General features: G+C 44.8%; 15 protein-coding genes. 9 read left to right on the top strand and 6 right to left on the bottom strand.

Annotation, left to right across the window (positions count from 1 at the left end; all coding sequences use genetic code 11):
• Positions 1 to 12: 12 nt before the first annotated feature.
• Genes FCL45_RS14965 through FCL45_RS14945 form a run of 5 tightly spaced genes read left to right on the top strand, consistent with a single transcriptional unit; the run spans position 13 to position 5,306 of the window.
• A complete protein-coding gene (locus tag FCL45_RS14965) occupies positions 13 to 930 on the top strand; it encodes a respiratory chain complex I subunit 1 family protein (RefSeq protein WP_136796727.1) in 918 nt (305 codons plus the stop codon).
• Complete coding sequence (locus FCL45_RS14960; RefSeq protein ID WP_136796728.1) at positions 927 to 1,580, top strand: hydrogenase; 654 nt, start codon at positions 927 to 929, stop codon at positions 1,578 to 1,580. Before FCL45_RS14965 ends, FCL45_RS14960 begins: the two co-directional genes overlap by 4 nt.
• Before the next feature lie 4 nt (positions 1,581 to 1,584).
• Positions 1,585 to 3,012 (top strand): proton-conducting transporter transmembrane domain-containing protein, encoded by a 1,428-nt coding sequence (locus FCL45_RS14955; RefSeq protein ID WP_136796729.1) that lies wholly within the window; start codon positions 1,585 to 1,587, stop codon positions 3,010 to 3,012.
• Positions 3,005 to 4,516: a hydrogenase large subunit gene (locus FCL45_RS14950; protein ID WP_136796730.1), complete on the top strand. Its 1,512-nt coding sequence runs from the start codon at positions 3,005 to 3,007 to the stop codon at positions 4,514 to 4,516. Before FCL45_RS14955 ends, FCL45_RS14950 begins: the two co-directional genes overlap by 8 nt.
• A gap of 40 nt (positions 4,517 to 4,556) precedes the next feature.
• Positions 4,557 to 5,306: an NADH-quinone oxidoreductase subunit B family protein gene (locus FCL45_RS14945; RefSeq protein WP_136796731.1), complete on the top strand. Its 750-nt coding sequence runs from the start codon at positions 4,557 to 4,559 to the stop codon at positions 5,304 to 5,306.
• A 170-nt stretch (positions 5,307 to 5,476) separates the two neighbouring features.
• On the opposite strand, the gene FCL45_RS14940 is transcribed toward FCL45_RS14945, so the two are convergent.
• The 6 genes from FCL45_RS14940 to trmL all read right to left on the bottom strand — a co-directional run bounded on the left by FCL45_RS14940 (position 5,477) and on the right by trmL (position 10,485).
• Positions 5,477 to 5,902, bottom strand: coding sequence for a pyridoxamine 5'-phosphate oxidase family protein (locus tag FCL45_RS14940; RefSeq protein ID WP_176360053.1), 426 nt, complete (start codon positions 5,900 to 5,902; stop codon positions 5,477 to 5,479).
• Between the two features lie 101 nt (positions 5,903 to 6,003).
• Positions 6,004 to 6,744 carry a SagB/ThcOx family dehydrogenase gene (locus FCL45_RS14935; protein WP_136796733.1) on the bottom strand — a complete coding sequence of 247 codons (741 nt, stop codon included), beginning with the start codon at positions 6,742 to 6,744 and terminating at the stop codon, positions 6,004 to 6,006.
• 12 nt (positions 6,745 to 6,756) lie between these two features.
• A complete protein-coding gene (rlmN, locus tag FCL45_RS14930) occupies positions 6,757 to 7,821 on the bottom strand; it encodes a dual-specificity RNA methyltransferase RlmN (RefSeq protein WP_136796734.1) in 1,065 nt (354 codons plus the stop codon).
• Entirely contained in the window at positions 7,818 to 8,684 is an 867-nt protein-coding gene (locus FCL45_RS14925; RefSeq protein WP_136796735.1) for a radical SAM protein, read from the bottom strand. Before FCL45_RS14925 ends, rlmN begins: the two co-directional genes overlap by 4 nt.
• Positions 8,685 to 8,876: 192 nt before the next feature.
• On the bottom strand, positions 8,877 to 9,959 hold the full coding sequence (gene serC, locus FCL45_RS14920; RefSeq protein ID WP_136796736.1) for a 3-phosphoserine/phosphohydroxythreonine transaminase: 1,083 nt from the start codon (positions 9,957 to 9,959) through the stop codon (positions 8,877 to 8,879).
• A 52-nt stretch (positions 9,960 to 10,011) separates the two neighbouring features.
• Positions 10,012 to 10,485: a tRNA (uridine(34)/cytosine(34)/5-carboxymethylaminomethyluridine(34)-2'-O)-methyltransferase TrmL gene (gene trmL, locus FCL45_RS14915; protein WP_136796760.1), complete on the bottom strand. Its 474-nt coding sequence runs from the start codon at positions 10,483 to 10,485 to the stop codon at positions 10,012 to 10,014.
• A 563-nt stretch (positions 10,486 to 11,048) separates the two neighbouring features.
• Between trmL and FCL45_RS14910 the strand changes: the two genes are divergently transcribed.
• From FCL45_RS14910 to purB, 4 genes are all read left to right on the top strand, one after another.
• Positions 11,049 to 11,348 carry a helix-hairpin-helix domain-containing protein gene (locus tag FCL45_RS14910; protein WP_167495725.1) on the top strand — a complete coding sequence of 100 codons (300 nt, stop codon included), beginning with the start codon at positions 11,049 to 11,051 and terminating at the stop codon, positions 11,346 to 11,348.
• Entirely contained in the window at positions 11,345 to 12,316 is a 972-nt protein-coding gene (gene miaA / locus FCL45_RS14905; protein ID WP_228721343.1) for a tRNA (adenosine(37)-N6)-dimethylallyltransferase MiaA, read from the top strand. Before FCL45_RS14910 ends, miaA begins: the two co-directional genes overlap by 4 nt.
• A gap of 33 nt (positions 12,317 to 12,349) precedes the next feature.
• Positions 12,350 to 14,026, top strand: coding sequence for a single-stranded-DNA-specific exonuclease RecJ (gene recJ, locus FCL45_RS14900; RefSeq protein WP_136796738.1), 1,677 nt, complete (start codon positions 12,350 to 12,352; stop codon positions 14,024 to 14,026).
• Positions 14,027 to 15,254: 1,228 nt separating this feature from the next.
• Entirely contained in the window at positions 15,255 to 16,700 is a 1,446-nt protein-coding gene (purB, locus tag FCL45_RS14895; RefSeq protein WP_136796739.1) for an adenylosuccinate lyase, read from the top strand.
• Positions 16,701 to 16,710: the final 10 nt, after the last annotated feature.

Raw genomic sequence — 16,710 nt, 5'->3', positions numbered from 1 at the left:
TCGAGGTAACATATGGAAACATTTATATCACTTGCCATAGCGATACTGGCAGCGCCGCTTTTCCCCGGTATCATTTTGAAGGTGAAGGCATTTTTTGCAGGTAAACAGGGGCCGCCGCTGTTTATCAAATATTACACAGTGGCCAAACTTTTTCGAAAAGGATCTGTATACAGCAATAGTACAAGTTTTGTATTTACGCTGGGGCCTGTAGTCGGTTTTGCGTCAGCCTTTATTGTGCTGCTGTTCTTTCCGTTTGCTGGCGCTACGCCGCTCTTTTCGTTTCACGGAGATGTTATTGTCCTTTTCTACCTTATGGGATTAGGGCGATTCTTCACCGTTATTGCAGCTCTTGACACCGCCTCGCCTTTTGAGGGGATGGGAGCAGCGCGGGAAGTCTTTTTTTCAACGCTTGCCGAAATCACGATATTTACAGTTCTGCTGTTGTTTTGCAGGATGAATGGATCACTGAGCTTCGCTGAGTATTTTATCGGGGAGAACCCGATATCCTTTATGAGTGATACCGGAGCACTGTTATTTTTGGTGGTCTTTGCGATGTTTATGGTACTGCTTACCGAGAACTCAAGGGTTCCGGTCGATGATCCGGCAACGCATCTGGAGTTGACTATGATTCATGAGGTTATGATCCTCGATCATAGCGGGCCTGATCTGGCCCTCATAGAGCTCGGCTCATTCTATAAACTCTTCTTTTATTCTGCCTTTATTACCCATCTGATTTATCCGTTTTCCACAGCGGACGGTATCGGTAACTGGTTTATGTTTTATGGCCTTCTGGCCGTGGTTTATGCTGTTGTTGGAGTAACTGAGTCGATGATGGCAAGATTCAAAATGGACCTTGTTCCCAAGTTTGTTCTTACATCCTTTGCCCTGGTCTTCTTTGCAGCAATACTCACCATGGGGGTGTTTCAATGATAAATATTACAGAAATAATATTGGTTATTACCCTCCTTTCCGTGTTGCTATCTCTAGGCTCAACCAGATTGATGATGCTGGTGAAGGTAATGGCACTGCAGGGAATTATGGTATCGCTTACACCGCTCTTCTTAAAGAGTCATGGATCGCTCAGCAGCGGGGCAATCATATTTTTCCAGGTAATGATTCTTATTAAAGGGTTGCTCATTCCAGGCCTTTTATATCTGGCAGTCAAGCGGGTCGCGATTAAACGTGAGATTGAACCGTTTATCGGTTATCACGCGTCGATTCTGGCTGGTCTGGTAATCATCCTCGTTTCAGTTTTTATCACGAATAACCTTCGTCTTTCTCTACCGGAAGGACACGGTATGGTGTTGATAACCGCCATTACCACAATGGCGTCCGGTTTTTTTCTGATGATGGGCAGAAGCAAGGCTATCACCCAGATTATCGGCTACCTGATGCTTGAAAACGGTATCTACCTGATTGGTACAGCCCTGACAAACCATCGCCATACAATTTATGTGGTGGAATTCGGTGTGTTGCTCGATCTTTTGGTAGGTGTAATGATTATGGGGATCATCCTGCACAACATTAACAGTACCTTCGAGGATGTCGACACTACCTTGCTGGGACGATTAAAGGATTGATACTATGATAGAATTTGTTTTTATACTCCCGATAGTAGCAGGGCTTACAGCGCTGGCATTACCTGTGAGTATGGGCAGGATACTGCTCATGATAACGGCACTGCTTCATTTTCAGCTGACCATAATGAGCTGGATCGGCAAGCTCACCCCGACATTTCCCAATTTTTTCAGCGCCTCACCTGAGGGGCTGCTTATTCTGCTGGTTACCTCATTTATTTTTATCTGGATATCCATCTATTCATACTCGTATATGAATGAAACGGAGGTAGAGAATAAACCGGTCTTCAACTGTTGTATGCTGCTGTTTCTGGGTACAATGTCGATGGTGACTCTGGCCGAACATCCAATTGTATTGTGGATAGCTGTAGAGGCGACGACACTTGTCAGCGCTCCACTGATCTTTGTCCACCATTCCCGTGACGCGCTTGAAGCTACCTGGAAATATATACTGATATGCTCTGTGGGTATTGCTCTTGCACTCCTTGGGTGTTTCTTTATTACACTCGCCATGGATCTTGGCAACATAGATGCTCCCTTGTCGTTTAATTCGTTAAACGAAGTGGCCACAAAGCTTGACCCTGTATGGTTAAAAGTCGGTTTTATCTTTGTAGTCATTGGATTTGGCACAAAAATGGGGTTAGCACCTATGCATACCTGGCTGCCGGATGCCCACAGCCAGGCACCGAGCCCTGCCTCGGCAATGCTCTCCGGCGCGCTGCTCAATTGTGCTTTTCTCGGTATTTTTAAAGTGCACGTACTGATGAATGTTGCTGGTCTTGGTGATTTTTCCAGTAATGTCCTTATCGGTTTCGGGCTGGTCTCAATGCTGGTTGGGGCAGTCTTTATTATCGGTCAGCCTGATTATAAAAGAATGCTCGCCTACTCCAGTATCAAGAATATGGGCGTAATTGCATTTGGCGTCGGCATAGGCGGTTTTGCGATGTATGGCGCTTTTCTGCATTTGATCCATCATTCCTTGCTGAAGTCGTCGTTATTTCTCTCCGCCGGCAACATTCTGCTTGCCTTCGGCACCAAGCGGGTCCAGCGTATCGGCGGGGTAATAAACCATCTGCCTAAAACATTCGTCTCTTTTTTTGCCGGTTTTATCGGGATATCCGGATTACCGCCTTTTGGGCTTTTTATCAGTGAAATCATTATTATTACAGGCGCTTTTCAGAGTGGCCGTTATCTAAGCGTGGCAGTATTCCTCTTTGCTCTGCTTCTTGTTTTTGCAGGTGCCGGACGGGTGTTTATGTCGATGTCTTTCGGCAAGCCAAGTGGCAAGGTCGAACACGGAGAGCTCAAACTCCGCCTCTTACCGCCCTATGCCTTATTAGTCGCTTCTGTGGTTCTCTGTATCTGGATGCCGGATGTAATTTACCAGGCAATTATCAACACAATCGAAACTGTCGGAGGTGGAATTCATGGATAACCTCCTGAAAATAGAAAATGGTAAAGCGATCTTACGGGCTGACATTCCTCAGGTGCCATACGGCGAGTTTTTTAAGACTCTCTCAGCTTTTGTTAAAAATGACGGCTATATTGTCCAGTTTTTCGCCTATGAGGAGAGTGGTGTTTATAGACTTATAGCTGTTGTTCGAAACACCGCGCTGTACGTGATTGGTTCTGAAACAGGAACTACTTTTCAATCGCTGACAGGATCAGCCAGTGAAAAATTTCATATGTTTGAGCGGGAGATTGCCGAGCAGTACGGGCTTAAACCGGATGGGCATCCATGGTTGAAGATGGTTCGTTATCACAAAAATTACACTGGTGAGAAGGATGTCTTCGAAAATAATTACGTTGAAGAAATCCCCGGTAATTATCCATACTTCACCATAGAAGGCGAGTCTATACATGAAGTTGCAGTAGGTCCGGTGCATGCCGGCATCATCGAACCCGGACATTTTCGTTTTCAGTGTGCCGGTGAAGAGGTATTGCACCTTGAGATTCAGCTTGGTTACCAGCATCGCGGCATAGAAAAACTGTTGCCGACCCTGCCTCAGAAGCGTTATCCCGGTATCTGTGAATCAATCGCAGGTGATACGACCATTGCCCATACACTCTGTTTCAGCCAGGCTTTTGAGGGACTCGCTGGTAAGAGTGTAGATAAAGGTGCGAGTATCGTACGCACCATAGCTCTTGAGCTTGAACGGATAGCCAACCATATTGGTGACCTGGGAGCGCTGAGTGGAGATGTGGCTTTTAACCCGCCGGCAGCATATTTCGGAAGAATCCGGGGTGAATTTCTCAATCTGCTACAGGTCTTGAGCGGTAACCGTTTTGGAAAAGGGCTGGTTCGACCCGGTGGTGTTGCGCTGGTTATGGGCGAGGAACAACGACAGTTGATTCGCGATAAGCTTGCTGAAATTACGCCTGAAATTGAAAATGTCTGTGATTTGCTATTCAGCGCCCACACCGTTCAGGCCCGATTTGAACATACTGGTATGGTAGAGCATAAGATGGCCAAGGATCTTGGGTTGGTGGGTTATTCCGGCAGAGCCTGCGGCATAGCTTATGATGCGCGAGTAGCGTTCCCGACGGAATGCTATGCAGAGTTGCCTGCTAATACAAATGAGGTAACCAGCGGTGATGTGAACAGCAGGGCAACGGTGAGACGTGAAGAGATCATGCATTCACTGAAACTCATAACCATGCTGTTGGATTCAATAGATACAACCGAAAAGCCTGTTCATATGCAGGAGTGCGCTCTTAGCCCGAATTCGTTCGTGGTGACCATAAACGAGGGATGGAGGGGGGAAGTGTCACATTGCATCCTTACCGATGATAAAAGCAAGGTGCAGCGCTATAAGATTAAAGATCCGTCTTTTCATAACTGGACCGGCCTGGCAATGTCTCTTCGCAATCAGGAAATTTCTGACTTCCCGCTCTGCAACAAGAGCTACAATCTTTCTTACTGCGGCTTTGATCTGTAAAACGGTTAAACCGCAATGAGTGATATATAAGGTTTGAACTATGCTGAAAATACTAAAGAACAAACTTGAGCAGGGGAACAAAACCTCAAAGTACCCCAAAGAGCCTATTGCTCTGTATCATCGCTATCGAGGGATGCCGGTAATCAACACAGATTGCAGTGCAGATGTTATAGCTGAGTGTGTTTGTATATGCCCGCAGGAAGCAATTGACGCTACGGAAAAAACTATTGATCTGGGGCGTTGTACCTTTTGCGGTCAATGCGAATCGGTGGAAGGGGAAGGGGGTGCATTTGTCAGCTTCAGCGAAAATTTTGAACTAGGGGCAGCGAACCGGGAAGATCTTGTTACCGGTGGGGCACTGCCAGCTTTGGCTGATCACTCAAAACAGCACTTCAAAAAACTCTTTGGACGTTCTCTTCAGCTTCGCCAGGTCTCGGCAGCGGGTTGCAATTCCTGCGAAGCTGATACCAATGTACTTAATACACCGTTTTTTGACCTCTCTCGATTTGGTATTGATATTGTCGCATCTCCGCGACACGCAGATGGTATTCATGTCACCGGGCCAATTTCGCGCAATATGCGGCAGGCACTTATAGATACTTATGAGGCGGTGCCGTCGCCCAAGGTCGTTATTGCAAGCGGCTGCTGCTCGATTTCAGGCGGCCCGTTTCGCGGCAGTGAAGAGGTCATCGGTGACTTAAACAGCCTGGTTCCTGTCGATCTCTACATCCCCGGTTGTCCGCCACATCCGTTGACAACTTTGCATGCTTTGCTGAACTATTTTAAGTAACTTCTTTTAGCAACGACACATCCCTTCAATCTATACAGAGACTGAAGGGATGTGTCAGAGTTGGTCACTCAGATACGTGAAACACTGCTGTCTTGATATTATTTTCTGGTATGCTCGGGCTCATTCTAATTGGCCATTCAACAGAAACGAAAAACACCCTCTGGCAGAGTTTATATTTTTATCCACACATCAGGCTCATAGGGGCCTTGTCGGCAATATTCGATTCTGTAAGGTGATATGATCACCACGCAGTACAACGGGTCATCAGGTCCGGCAAAGATAGAGCGAAGTTTTTCGTTCCAGAATCCGTGCCTGTCGTGATGGTCTGTTGAAAAAGTTGCTGTCGCCTGAATCTGCAGGTAAGGGTTCATATCGGCCAAACCAGATACCCCGGAAGTCATATGCACTTCCGGGTTTGCCCGTATCTGTTCAATCTTTCTCGAGTCAACATACGAGGCAAAACGAATCGTCAAATCATCATCACCAACAGCAATTACATATCTTACCCAGGGTTTCATTTCTAATGTCAGTGTCGCAAAACTGGCAAGATGCGGCTCAGCAATGATTTCCAATATACGTTGTTTTAGATCAGGCATATCATACGTCCTTTCGGCAGTGCTCAGAGGTTCTTGTAGGTGACAGTATCCGTCATAATCAATTTCGCTTATCGGCAGTTTTTTTGCAACCAATCCAATTGTTATCGCTTTCCGATAGCAGCCACGTAGATAGTTGCCTCATGTACCCCGTCAATTTTTAGAATATCATTCATCTCGGCATCAAAAAAAGCTGCAACCGGACACCCCCAGGCATCATTCGCTTCAGCTGCAAGCAGAATATTCTGACAGATATGAGCTGATTCCATGAAAATGAACCGGAGACCGCGATCGCCATATCTGGGTAAAGTTCTCATAAAAACTGCTGTCCAGATAAATATAACAGCAGCCTGGGAGAGAAATGTTTGATCGAGGCACGCCCTGGTGATCTGGCTCCCCAGATGCCCCTCCTGAAGGTATTCGAGGGCCAAGTTGGTTACATCGAGATGATACAGGCCGGGAGAGAGAGTGTCGACATTCTGAACAGAGAGATAGGTTTCGATGGGGTAGAGAGCTCCGGCTGATGGTGCCGTACGAAAAAGCCTGTCTCCGGCTGCAGCTGTTACTCCTTGTCCTGCCCAGACAATGTGGGCGAGAGAATCAAAAGCTATTGGTGCTTTTGAATAAACCCGACCAGATCTCCTCTTTTTAAGCAATTTGTTCAGATCGGGTTCTTGAGGTGTGAAGCCGCTGCTTTTTTCCGGCAGATTAAAGCGTTGAGCATCGGGATAGGTTTTAAAGGGTGGGGCGGCTTTGAGCATCGGCGATCTCTCAGCTTTCAATCCGTTTCTTGAGATACTGCTTTTTTGCATAAATTGCATCGAAACCATATCTCCAGACGCCATATCGGCCCCTCCTTAGCTTGCTTGATCTTTGCCAGCCAACTGCCCGCAGGCTGCTGAAATATCTGATCCTCTGCTATTTCTTATAAAGACTGAATAGTGAGCGTCCAGCAAGATTTTCTGAAATGCCAGCATCCTGTCACGAGGTGGACTCTTATAGGGAAGTTCAGCACATTCATTGTACGGCAACAGATTGATTTTGCAGGGGATACCTCGAAGTTTTTTAGCCAGTATTCTGGCATCCTTATCAGAATCGTTAATACCTGCAAGCAGAATATACTCGAACATGATTCGTCTACGCTTCGGCATGGGGAAATCCCTACAGGCCTGCAACAACTCGTCGAGTGAATATCGTTCGTTGACAGGCATAAGTGCATCACGGGTGTTATCGTCCACCGCGTGGAGGGAAATTGCCAGATTGGCCTTTGAGTTTAAGCCAAGCTCTCTCATTTTCGGCACAATTCCGCAGGTGGAAACTGTGATCTTGCGAGCAGTCAGGTCGAGGCCTTTCGGTTCCGTAAGAATAGAGAGCGAAGTGATAACATTCTTCAGATTATTGAGTGGCTCTCCCATGCCCATATATACCAGGTTTGTCACCCTGTCGGGGCCGATGAGATCTTCCTCCGGCTGTGCCAACAGATAATCCCGTACTGCACAGACCTGGTTTACGATCTCACTTGCGGTGAGATTACGTTTGAAACCCATTGTTCCGGTAAGGCAGAAAGAGCAGTGCATAGCACAACCAACCTGGGACGAAATGCAGAGCGTATTTCGATCTGGCTCTGGAATGAGCACCGATTCTATAATGTGTCCGTCATCGAGAATAAAACCGAACTTCACACAACCGTCCGATGATTTCTCAATAATCGGATTCGTAAAACTCGATAAGTATGCGTGTTCTGCCAATACTTTTCGAAAAGATTTGGCAAGATCGGTCATTTCGGCAAAATCATTTATCCCTGGCCGATAGAGCCATGCCATGATCTGTTTACCTCGAAATGCCGGTTGTCCCAGGCTCTCCACAAACTGAATCAGCTGTTCCTGGTCAAAATTACGTAAATCTGTCTTTTTTTCTGTCATAACCTTCTAAAACCTTCAGGTACAAGCTGGTGTGTATCCTGTAATCCATCATCAATCATTTCCAACATTTTCTCCCTGTCTCTGGGCACCCGTCCCATGATCGGCAGATAATTGGAGGCATGATTGGCAAAAAACTGACTGGCCGTATCGAGATTGTCTATCAACAATCTCAATTCTTTTAACATTTCAAATGGCTCGAGTAGCTCAAACCGGCCATCGCGATAGAGTCTGGCAAGCTCTGTATTGTCGAGCAGCATAAGAGTCAGAGCAGCAATTCTTTTGGGTTGCATCTTATTCAAGACTTTTGCAGTCTCTATCGCATGCTTGCTGGACAATTCACGCCCGGCTAAACCTAAAATAACCATTGCGGAAAGAAACAGCCCGGCCTCTCTGATTTTTTCGGACGCTGCAATCATGGACTCAGCCGTTTCGCCTTTTTTTACTAAAGCGAGCACCTTGTCATTACCGCTCTCCAGACCAAGATAGACCCGATCAAGTCCTAGCTTTTTCAGTTCAACGAGCTGTTCGACACTTTTGCTTCGTATTGACCTGGCGCTGGCATAAAGAGATATACGGTTTACCCATGGGAGTTTTATCCGAATATCTGAAAATATTTTTTTTAATCTCTTAAAGGGGATAACAAGTGCGTCACCATCTGCAAGAAAGACCTTGTTCTGATTCCGGCAATATTGCGCCGCAAAATCTAAATCACTTTGCACAATCGGATCTTCTTTGATTTCAAAGCGCTTATCTTTGTAAGCACCGCAAAAAGTGCACTTGTTATGTGAGCAGCCCACAGTCACCTGAAGGATGATCGAATGAGCTTCGCTCGGTGGACGGATGATTTGTCCTACGTAATGCATAGTCCTCTTTAAATAAGATATTTGAAGAAATGAAAATCAACCAGCTTAGTTCAGCGCAGCGGCGAATTTATCACTGCTTTTGGTGTGATTCAGTTGTAGTCTTTAGAAATCTATAGACCTAAAAGGGCCGGGATAACGTGTTGTATCCCAGCCCGAAAACATTACAGCAACACCCCATGTTAAGCACATCTGTTATGCGGGATTTTTTGCCTCAAACTCTTTCATAAACTCAACCAGTTTGACAACGCCTTCCCTTGGGAATGCATTATATATGGAAGCACGACATCCACCTATGGAGCGGTGGCCCTTGAGTCCGTTAAGTCCGATTTCGGCTGCTTCGGCGATAAATTTTGCTTCAAGTTCAGCCGTGGGAAGGTTGAAAGAAATATTCATGATTGATCGTGAATCAGCATCTGAATGACCACGATAATAGTCAGTGGCATCAATAGCAGTATAGATGAGAGCTGCCTTTTCCCGATTGATTTTCTCCATCTCCGTGACACCACCCTTAGCCTTCAGCCATTTCAATACTTCAGCCACTATGTAAATGGGAAAAGTAGGGGGGGTATTGAACATAGACCCTTTATCCGCATGGGTCTTATAGTTCAGCATGGTAGGCGTACTCTCAGGTGCTTTACCAAGAAGATCTTCCCTGATAATCACCAAGGTAACACCAGCCGGCCCAAGATTTTTCTGGGCACCCGCAAATATAAGACCGAATTTGGAAACATCTATCTTTCGGGCAAGAATGTCGGAAGACATATCACAAACAAGCATCTTTTCAGTTTCCGGCATCTCATGAAACTGGGTGCCGTAGATGGTGTTGTTCGAGACAAAATAGAGAAATTCTGAATCATCTGCGACACTGTATTCCTGCTGCTTTGGCACGCGATTGAAACTATCCTCTTCACTGGAAAATGCCACATCGACATCACCGAAAAGCTTTGCCTCTTTAATGGCCTTTTTTGACCAGGTGCCGGTATTGAGATAAGTTGCCTTTTTCCCAACCATAAGATTCATCGGCACCATAAAAAATTGGCTTGAAGCTCCGCCCTGAAGAAAGAGTACTTTGTAGTTATCGGGAATCGCCATAAGCTCGCGCAAAAGCGATTCGGCATCTTCGATAACTGCCATGAACTCTTTTGAGCGATGGCTGATTTCGATGAGTCCGATACCTGAATCCTTGAAATTGACAATATCTTTGCTTGCCTGCTGCAGAACTTCGTAGGGAAGGGTGGCGGGCCCTGGACTGAAATTAAAGACTCTCTCTGGCATTTTAGGATTCTCCTTGGATAACAACACAATTTCCTTACTGAAAACTGTTAACTTAAATCGTGTAATTGTTCTGTCGTAGTGCTTCGTAGAGGACGATACCCGCGGTCATTGCTAGATTCAGACTCCTGATATCAGGACTTTGCATGGGTAACGTATAGCAACGGTCAGAATACAATGTTCTTATCTCTTCAGGCAACCCTTTTGTTTCTCTGCCAAAAATAAGGAAATCACCGGGTTTGTATTGTGCGTCTGTAAAAGGCTTGTCAGTTTTTGTGGTGAAAAAGTAGAGCCTTTTTTCATCCTGCTGTTCTAAAAAGTCATCAAGGCTATCCCAGTAAACAATGTCTACATATTGCCAATAATCGAGCCCTGCACGCTTTAAATGTTTATCATCAGTGGAGAAACCCAGTGGATGAATAAGGTGAAGAATGGTTTTTGTTGCTCCGCACAGCCTGGCTATAGAGCCGGTATTTGGTGGAATTTCAGGTTGAACGAGTACTATGTTAAATGTGTTTGCTGAATCCATCACTTTACTTATCCGATTTGATTTACATGGGTTTTAGCATTTACCGAAAGCACCTTGTACCCATCAAGGGATGTTCGGTAACATTTTTTGACTGGAAGCAAGGTTTATACAGCCAGATTTCAGGCAACACAAGGAAAAAACGTTCCTTTTGGCTAATCGAATTCTGACAGCGGCAAATGAATATTGCAATAATCCCTTTTCAAGATACATTCTAGGAGACTGTCGGACTATTGCGATTTTCACTCAAATCGAGGCATCGAAGGAAAAATAAGCAGAGCCATATTTTTGACATTGCGAGCATTATTTTTCATTCGATAACGATGAGTTAGTCAAAAAGGGTTTAATCCAACAGACTCCTGGTGACTTCTGATGCGATAGATTAGATATCCATGCGGTTCAATCTTCTAATTGTGAGATTAACGTCAGATCTAATGAGAGAATTTCGTAATCTAGATGCTAATCAGCTGATTCTGCTCGTATTAGCTGCCATATACCTGATAACCCAAGCTTTAGGTCAATTTTACTCTGAACTGGGGTGCAGCACTGTCGTAACGGAGAAGGTAATGCTTCGTCAGGTAAATGGTGAGTTGACACTTGTAAATGAGCAACATGATGAATCCGTTGATGATGATAGAGATAGAGCTTCTCATCTGACACCGTTTTTCTTTGAACCTGTACCTATCAATAGCGCTGACTACTCGCTTCTGTCGACACTGCCCGGGATCGGTCCTGCCATGGCAGAACGGATAGTGCAACACCGCAGGCAGTATGGTCCGGTAACAACGATAAAACAACTTGAAAAAATACCTGGAATAGGCGAAAAGCGATCAGCACAGCTCGCAAACCATATCACTTTTAAATGATGACCGAATCCACAGACACTATTTACCAAGAACTGACGAACACCCCGGTACTTGCTCTTGTTGGTCCCACAGCTATAGGCAAAACAGATCTCTCCCTGGAAATAGCCAGGGTTTGTAACTGCGAAATCATTAGTGTTGACTCCATGCAGGTTTACAAATTCATGGATATCGGTACCGCGAAAATCAAGCCGGAAGAGATGGCGGGGATCCCTCATCATCTTATTGATGTTGCTTACCCCGATGAGGAATATGATGCGGCACGTTTTGTCAAAGAAGCTGCCGCCGCAATTGCTGCAATCATTGCAAAAGGTAAAACACCTTTACTTACCGGAGGCACTGGACTCTACCTCAAGGCACTTGTTGACGGTCTCTTTGCCGGTGTTCCCGAAGATCGTGAAATCAGGGAACAGCTTAAGCTGAGAGCGGCAAGCGAAGGCACCTCGAAACTACACGAGGAATTATCCCTATGTGACCGTATTAGCGCCGATAGAATCCATCCCAACGATACTTTGAGAATAATCAGAGGGCTTGAGATTTACCTTGCATCCGGGGTTCCCTGGTCTGAGCATCTGCGTCGCCAGAAACAGTCAGAGCAAAACGGGATAGTGAATAACATCTTGCAGGTTGGTTTAACCTGCGATCGGCAGAAACTTTATGAGCGTATCAATATGCGTTCTGAGATCATGCTTGAACAGGGATTGGAAGAGGAGGTTATGGGGCTCCTCAAGATGGGTTATCATGAAAATCTCAACTCCATGAAGTCTATAGGTTACCGGCATATGTTGAACTTCTTGAGCGGATTGTGGAATTACGAGGAAATGATGGAATATCTTGCCCGTGATACCAGGCGATACGCTAAGCGCCAGTATACCTGGTTCAACAAAATTACCGATCTTGAATGGTTTGAAGTTGAAAACAAAAAAATCATAATTGATCATATGTCTAACTGGCTGCAAAAACAGCAATAAATAGATACTAAATTCCTTAAAGCCAGAGACAATATGCAAGACGAACTTCCAGAACTTATTAAAAAAATCTTCGCCAAAAAAAACATCACAGATGATCAGGATATTTTTCGCTTCCTTCACCCTAAACTCGAAACTCTTCCGCATCCTTTAAATATGAAGGGCATGCAGCAGGCAGTTGAATGCATTGTCAAAGGGGTAGAGGAGGGCGATGATATCGTCATTTGGGGTGATTATGACGTTGACGGCACCACAGCGACTTCACTTTTAGTAAATTTCTTCAGAAAATTAGGCATTGAACCATATTGGCATATCCCGAACAGGTTAAAAGATGGTTATGGCCTGAACACTGAGGTGTTTGAACAACTCAAGAGTACGCATTCAATTGATAATTTCCTTCTCATTACTGTCGACTGCGGAATTTCAAACAGCAAGGAAGTTGCAGAAATTCTCGAACTTGGTGGAAAAGTTATAGTCACAGATCATCACCAGCTCCCTTTAGGGGATTTACCTGGTTGTGTAATCCTCAACCCTAATCAGGACGGTTGTGATTTTGCCAGCGAAAAGCTGGCCGGAGTTGGTGTTGCCTTCTACCTTGCCGCAGCCGTCAGGTCAGAATTAGAAAAACATGGGTACTTCAGGGAGAACGAGAAGCCAAATCTCAAAGATTATCTTGGCTTTGTAGCTCTTGGAACTGTATCGGATCTCGTGGAAATAACAGAAACCAATCGTATCCTGGTACGGGCAGGTATGGAGGCATTACCCAATTCTTCAATTCCAGGCTTGCGATATCTCTTGGAGAGTGCCGGACTCTACGGCTCACTTTTAACCTCTGAAGACATAGGATTTTCAATTGGGCCACGCATCAATGCCGCTGGAAGACTTGGTACGGCTGATGTCGCTGTCGAGCTGATGACCTGTGACAACCATACCTCAGGAAGCGATCTGGCAAAAAAGCTGGAATCATACAATGAAAGAAGAAAGTCTATTTGTTCAGATAACCTAGAAACTGCTTTAACATTGATACAGCGGGGTAACCTTGCTGAAAAATCCGCTATAGTAGTTGCTGGTGATTTTCACCCGGGAGTTATCGGTATTGTCGCGTCAAAAATAGTGGATGTGTACCGGAAGCCAACCGTTGTATTTGCAGAAGAGGGTGAAAATGAATCGACTTCATACAAAGGGTCTGGGCGTTCTGTTGAGGGAATAGACCTGCTGGGTTGTCTTCACAATTGTTCACATCTCCTGGGAAAATACGGCGGGCATGCTATGGCTGCCGGCTTATCAATTGCTGCAAACAACATAGAATCTTTCAGAGAAGAGATGAGTCGCCATGTTGAGCTTGAAAAAATGAATATTTTACAGGGTGCTCAAGGCAACACTCTCAACATAGAATGTAATCTGGACGAGGTAATGTCCGGGAATGCCATTGATTACCTGATGAAATTAGAGCCGTTTGGCCCGGAAAACGAAAAACCGACTTTCACCGATCCAAAAGCGCAGGTAATTTCCTGCAAGGCAATAGGTGGGCTTGGACAGCATTTACAGCTTATTGTGCGTGGTAAATACTCGAATTATCGTGCTATTGGTTTCGGTTTAGGGGAGCGGATCTCAGAAGTGAAGAAGCAACCTGAGAGATCAATCACTTTTACACCAATGATGAATAGATTTCGAGGTTCTGTGGAGTGGCAACTCCGAATAATAGAGATCTGAGAACACACTTTCACTGACTTTTTGTCAATAAGCGTCATCATTAACATCCCGACCGCTAACATTATGCGACATTGCCGGGTGCTTTTTAGAATTATGCCTTCAGAAGTGCGAATTTAAAGAAATTTTATTTTTATAACGAATTATCCGCTTCATACGAGGCACACATAGCATCCTGACCGCCAAAATCCAATCCAACTGTATTTTTTCCTGCAATAATTCCGAAGAGAAAGCATTGTCATGTGTTGCTAATGCTTGTATTTTAGCCATCCCTGGAGGAAATTTCTTTTTTTGGAAAAAGTCGTCTTATCTTTCTTTGAGGAGAGGTCTTACTGAGCATCAGATTACAGATCAGGGTCTGAATTCAGCCAATAGCCTGTTTTTTCTCTTTAAAAGGTAAATAATTGCGGCTTTACAGCCACATATCCAAATCAGACGATTTTCTGGAGAAGCGTATTGCTTGATTTGACTTCAATTGCCATTCAGATCCTATCCGGCAAGAAAACAAGGTCAAGTTAGCTGTTTCCAGGGCGAATATTTATGAGTTGAAAAATATTGATCAGAATTTTGTGATTCTCAACGCGCCCAAAGGAACAGGAAGGCTCTATAAAGCAGGAATTCTCAGGTGAATAAAAAACATCTACGTTTTCTCAATTCTCAATGGGATGCGTAAATCCATTTTTATCAGAGCAGGGCAAATCGCATAGCGCACATGCTGCAGATTTTTCCACTGGAGGATGAGACAGAAATAAAATGCATATTGCCAAAAGCAAATGATTCAATGGGAACACCCAAACCATCATCAGATTTTCTCTGGAACAAAGCATAACCCTGGTTATCGATCAGCCTAAATGTATTGTTCATGCAGTTCTTTAAGTTCTTGATGTTCGGCTGATTCAGCAATGAAGGTGAGAACGACCCGGGGAGACAAAGACTGTATGTGCTTGTTCTTATTGTATTATTTATATATATACATAATATACATTATGCGACATTGCTTAAATGGTTTATTTAAAGTCGATTGTGATGGTTGTGAGTTTGCGATGGTTTTGGTCGATGTGGATAACAGGATGGTTTCACTTTTTGCTGTTTAGTGGTAAAGTAGGTAGTTTTGCATTTTACAATTCCCAAAGGCTTCTCAACACGACGTATCGCTTGAGGGTCTGCAGACAGTTTATATAATTTTGCGTTAACTCTGGGTACCACATTACAAACTACACTGGTGAAGAGAATGAACAGAGAGATATATCAAGAGCCACTTGTCAGTAGATACACGAGCATAGAGATGCAGCAGCTCTTTTCTGAGCAAACGAAATTCACTACCTGGAGAAAGTGCTGGGTTGCTCTCGCTGAAGCTCAATATGAGCTTGGTCTCACTGAGCTCGTTTCTGCAGAGATGATTGCCGAAATGAAAGCCAACGTCGATAACATCGATTACGACATGGCTGCTGCAAAGGAAAAGGAAATTCGGCATGATGTCATGGCACATGTCTTTGAATTCGGCACCAAATGCCCTAAGGCTGCCGGCATCATCCACCTCGGCGCCACTTCTCAGTTCGTAGTATGTAATACCGACCTCCTTGTACAGAAAAAAGCCTTCGAACTTATTCGAAGCGCCCTGCTTCAGGTTATCAAAAATCTTGGTGAGTTTTGTAATGAGCACAAAAGCCTGCCAACTCTCGGTTATACCCACTACCAACCAGCCCAACCCACCACTGTAGGTAAACGAAATACCCTTTACCTTCAGGATCTGCTCTCTGATCTTGATTATGTTGATTTCTTCTTAAGCCGCATTCAGGCGCGCGGAGCCAAAGGTACTGTTGGCACCCAGGCCACCTTTCTCGAGCTGTTCAAGGGAGATCATAAAAAGGTTCGTGAACTCGACGAATTGGTCGCTAAAAAGCTTGGATTTGCAGGTACAATTCCTGTGACCGGTCAGACGTACAGCAGAAAGCTTGATATGAAGCTTGCTGAAACACTTTCCGGAATTGGTGCTACCGCGCATAAATTTGCGGTTGATCTGCGTCTGCTTTCCAATCTGAAAACCCAGGAAGAGCCCTTTGCCAAGCAACAGACCGGCTCCTCTGCCATGGCCTATAAGCGCAACCCAATGCGCTCTGAGCGTATGACTGGTCTTGCCCGTAAACTTATGGGATTGCCACAGAATTTCGCTGGAACATATGCCAATCAATGGTTTGAGAGAACACTGGATGACTCTGCAATTCGCAGAATGGACATCCCCCAAGCTTTTCTTTTAACAGATGCGATCTTAAAGTTATTCATTAACATTACTTCTGATATGGTTGTTTATCCGAAACAAACAGAAAAGCATCTCAAATCAGAATTGCCGTTCATGTCAACCGAAGTAATACTCATGGAGGCAGTTGAGCGTGGCGAAAGCAGACAGGAAATGCATGAAGTAATTAAGGAGCATTCGGTTGCTGCGGGTAAGGTTGTGAAAGAGGAAGGAGGAGATAATGATCTGCTCAGCCGTCTGGCCGCCGATGATCGTGTCCCCTTCTCTATAGCTGAACTCAATGAACTCATTGGCGACTACCAGAAATTTACCGGTCGGGCCGCCGAGCAGACTGAAGAATTCCTAAAAGAAATAGTATCCCCTGTTTTAGAGGATAATAAAGAATTTATAGGCGAATATGACGCCTCACTCTCCGTTTGATCAAATGAGC

Source organism: Desulfosediminicola ganghwensis (assembly GCF_005116675.2).
Taxonomy (GTDB): domain Bacteria; phylum Desulfobacterota; class Desulfobulbia; order Desulfobulbales; family Desulfocapsaceae; genus Desulfopila; species Desulfopila ganghwensis.
This window is presented reverse-complemented; position numbering and strand designations above follow the sequence as displayed.

What these genes read in the sequence shown, in the direction of transcription:
- FCL45_RS14965 (WP_136796727.1), top strand. Translation starts at nt 13, where the DNA reads ATGGAAACATTTATATCACTTGCCATAGCGATACTGGCAGCGCCGCTT.
- FCL45_RS14960 (WP_136796728.1), top strand. Translation starts at nt 927, where the DNA reads ATGATAAATATTACAGAAATAATATTGGTTATTACCCTCCTTTCCGTG.
- FCL45_RS14955 (WP_136796729.1), top strand. Translation starts at nt 1,585, where the DNA reads ATGATAGAATTTGTTTTTATACTCCCGATAGTAGCAGGGCTTACAGCG.
- FCL45_RS14950 (WP_136796730.1), top strand. Translation starts at nt 3,005, where the DNA reads ATGGATAACCTCCTGAAAATAGAAAATGGTAAAGCGATCTTACGGGCT.
- FCL45_RS14945 (WP_136796731.1), top strand. Translation starts at nt 4,557, where the DNA reads ATGCTGAAAATACTAAAGAACAAACTTGAGCAGGGGAACAAAACCTCA.
- FCL45_RS14940 (WP_176360053.1), bottom strand. Translation starts at nt 5,902, where the DNA reads ATGCCTGATCTAAAACAACGTATATTGGAAATCATTGCTGAGCCGCAT.
- FCL45_RS14935 (WP_136796733.1), bottom strand. Translation starts at nt 6,744, where the DNA reads ATGGCGTCTGGAGATATGGTTTCGATGCAATTTATGCAAAAAAGCAGT.
- rlmN (WP_136796734.1), bottom strand. Translation starts at nt 7,821, where the DNA reads ATGACAGAAAAAAAGACAGATTTACGTAATTTTGACCAGGAACAGCTG.
- FCL45_RS14925 (WP_136796735.1), bottom strand. Translation starts at nt 8,684, where the DNA reads ATGCATTACGTAGGACAAATCATCCGTCCACCGAGCGAAGCTCATTCG.
- serC (WP_136796736.1), bottom strand. Translation starts at nt 9,959, where the DNA reads ATGCCAGAGAGAGTCTTTAATTTCAGTCCAGGGCCCGCCACCCTTCCC.
- trmL (WP_136796760.1), bottom strand. Translation starts at nt 10,485, where the DNA reads ATGGATTCAGCAAACACATTTAACATAGTACTCGTTCAACCTGAAATT.
- FCL45_RS14910 (WP_167495725.1), top strand. Translation starts at nt 11,049, where the DNA reads ATGCTTCGTCAGGTAAATGGTGAGTTGACACTTGTAAATGAGCAACAT.
- miaA (WP_228721343.1), top strand. Translation starts at nt 11,345, where the DNA reads ATGATGACCGAATCCACAGACACTATTTACCAAGAACTGACGAACACC.
- recJ (WP_136796738.1), top strand. Translation starts at nt 12,350, where the DNA reads ATGCAAGACGAACTTCCAGAACTTATTAAAAAAATCTTCGCCAAAAAA.
- purB (WP_136796739.1), top strand. Translation starts at nt 15,255, where the DNA reads ATGAACAGAGAGATATATCAAGAGCCACTTGTCAGTAGATACACGAGC.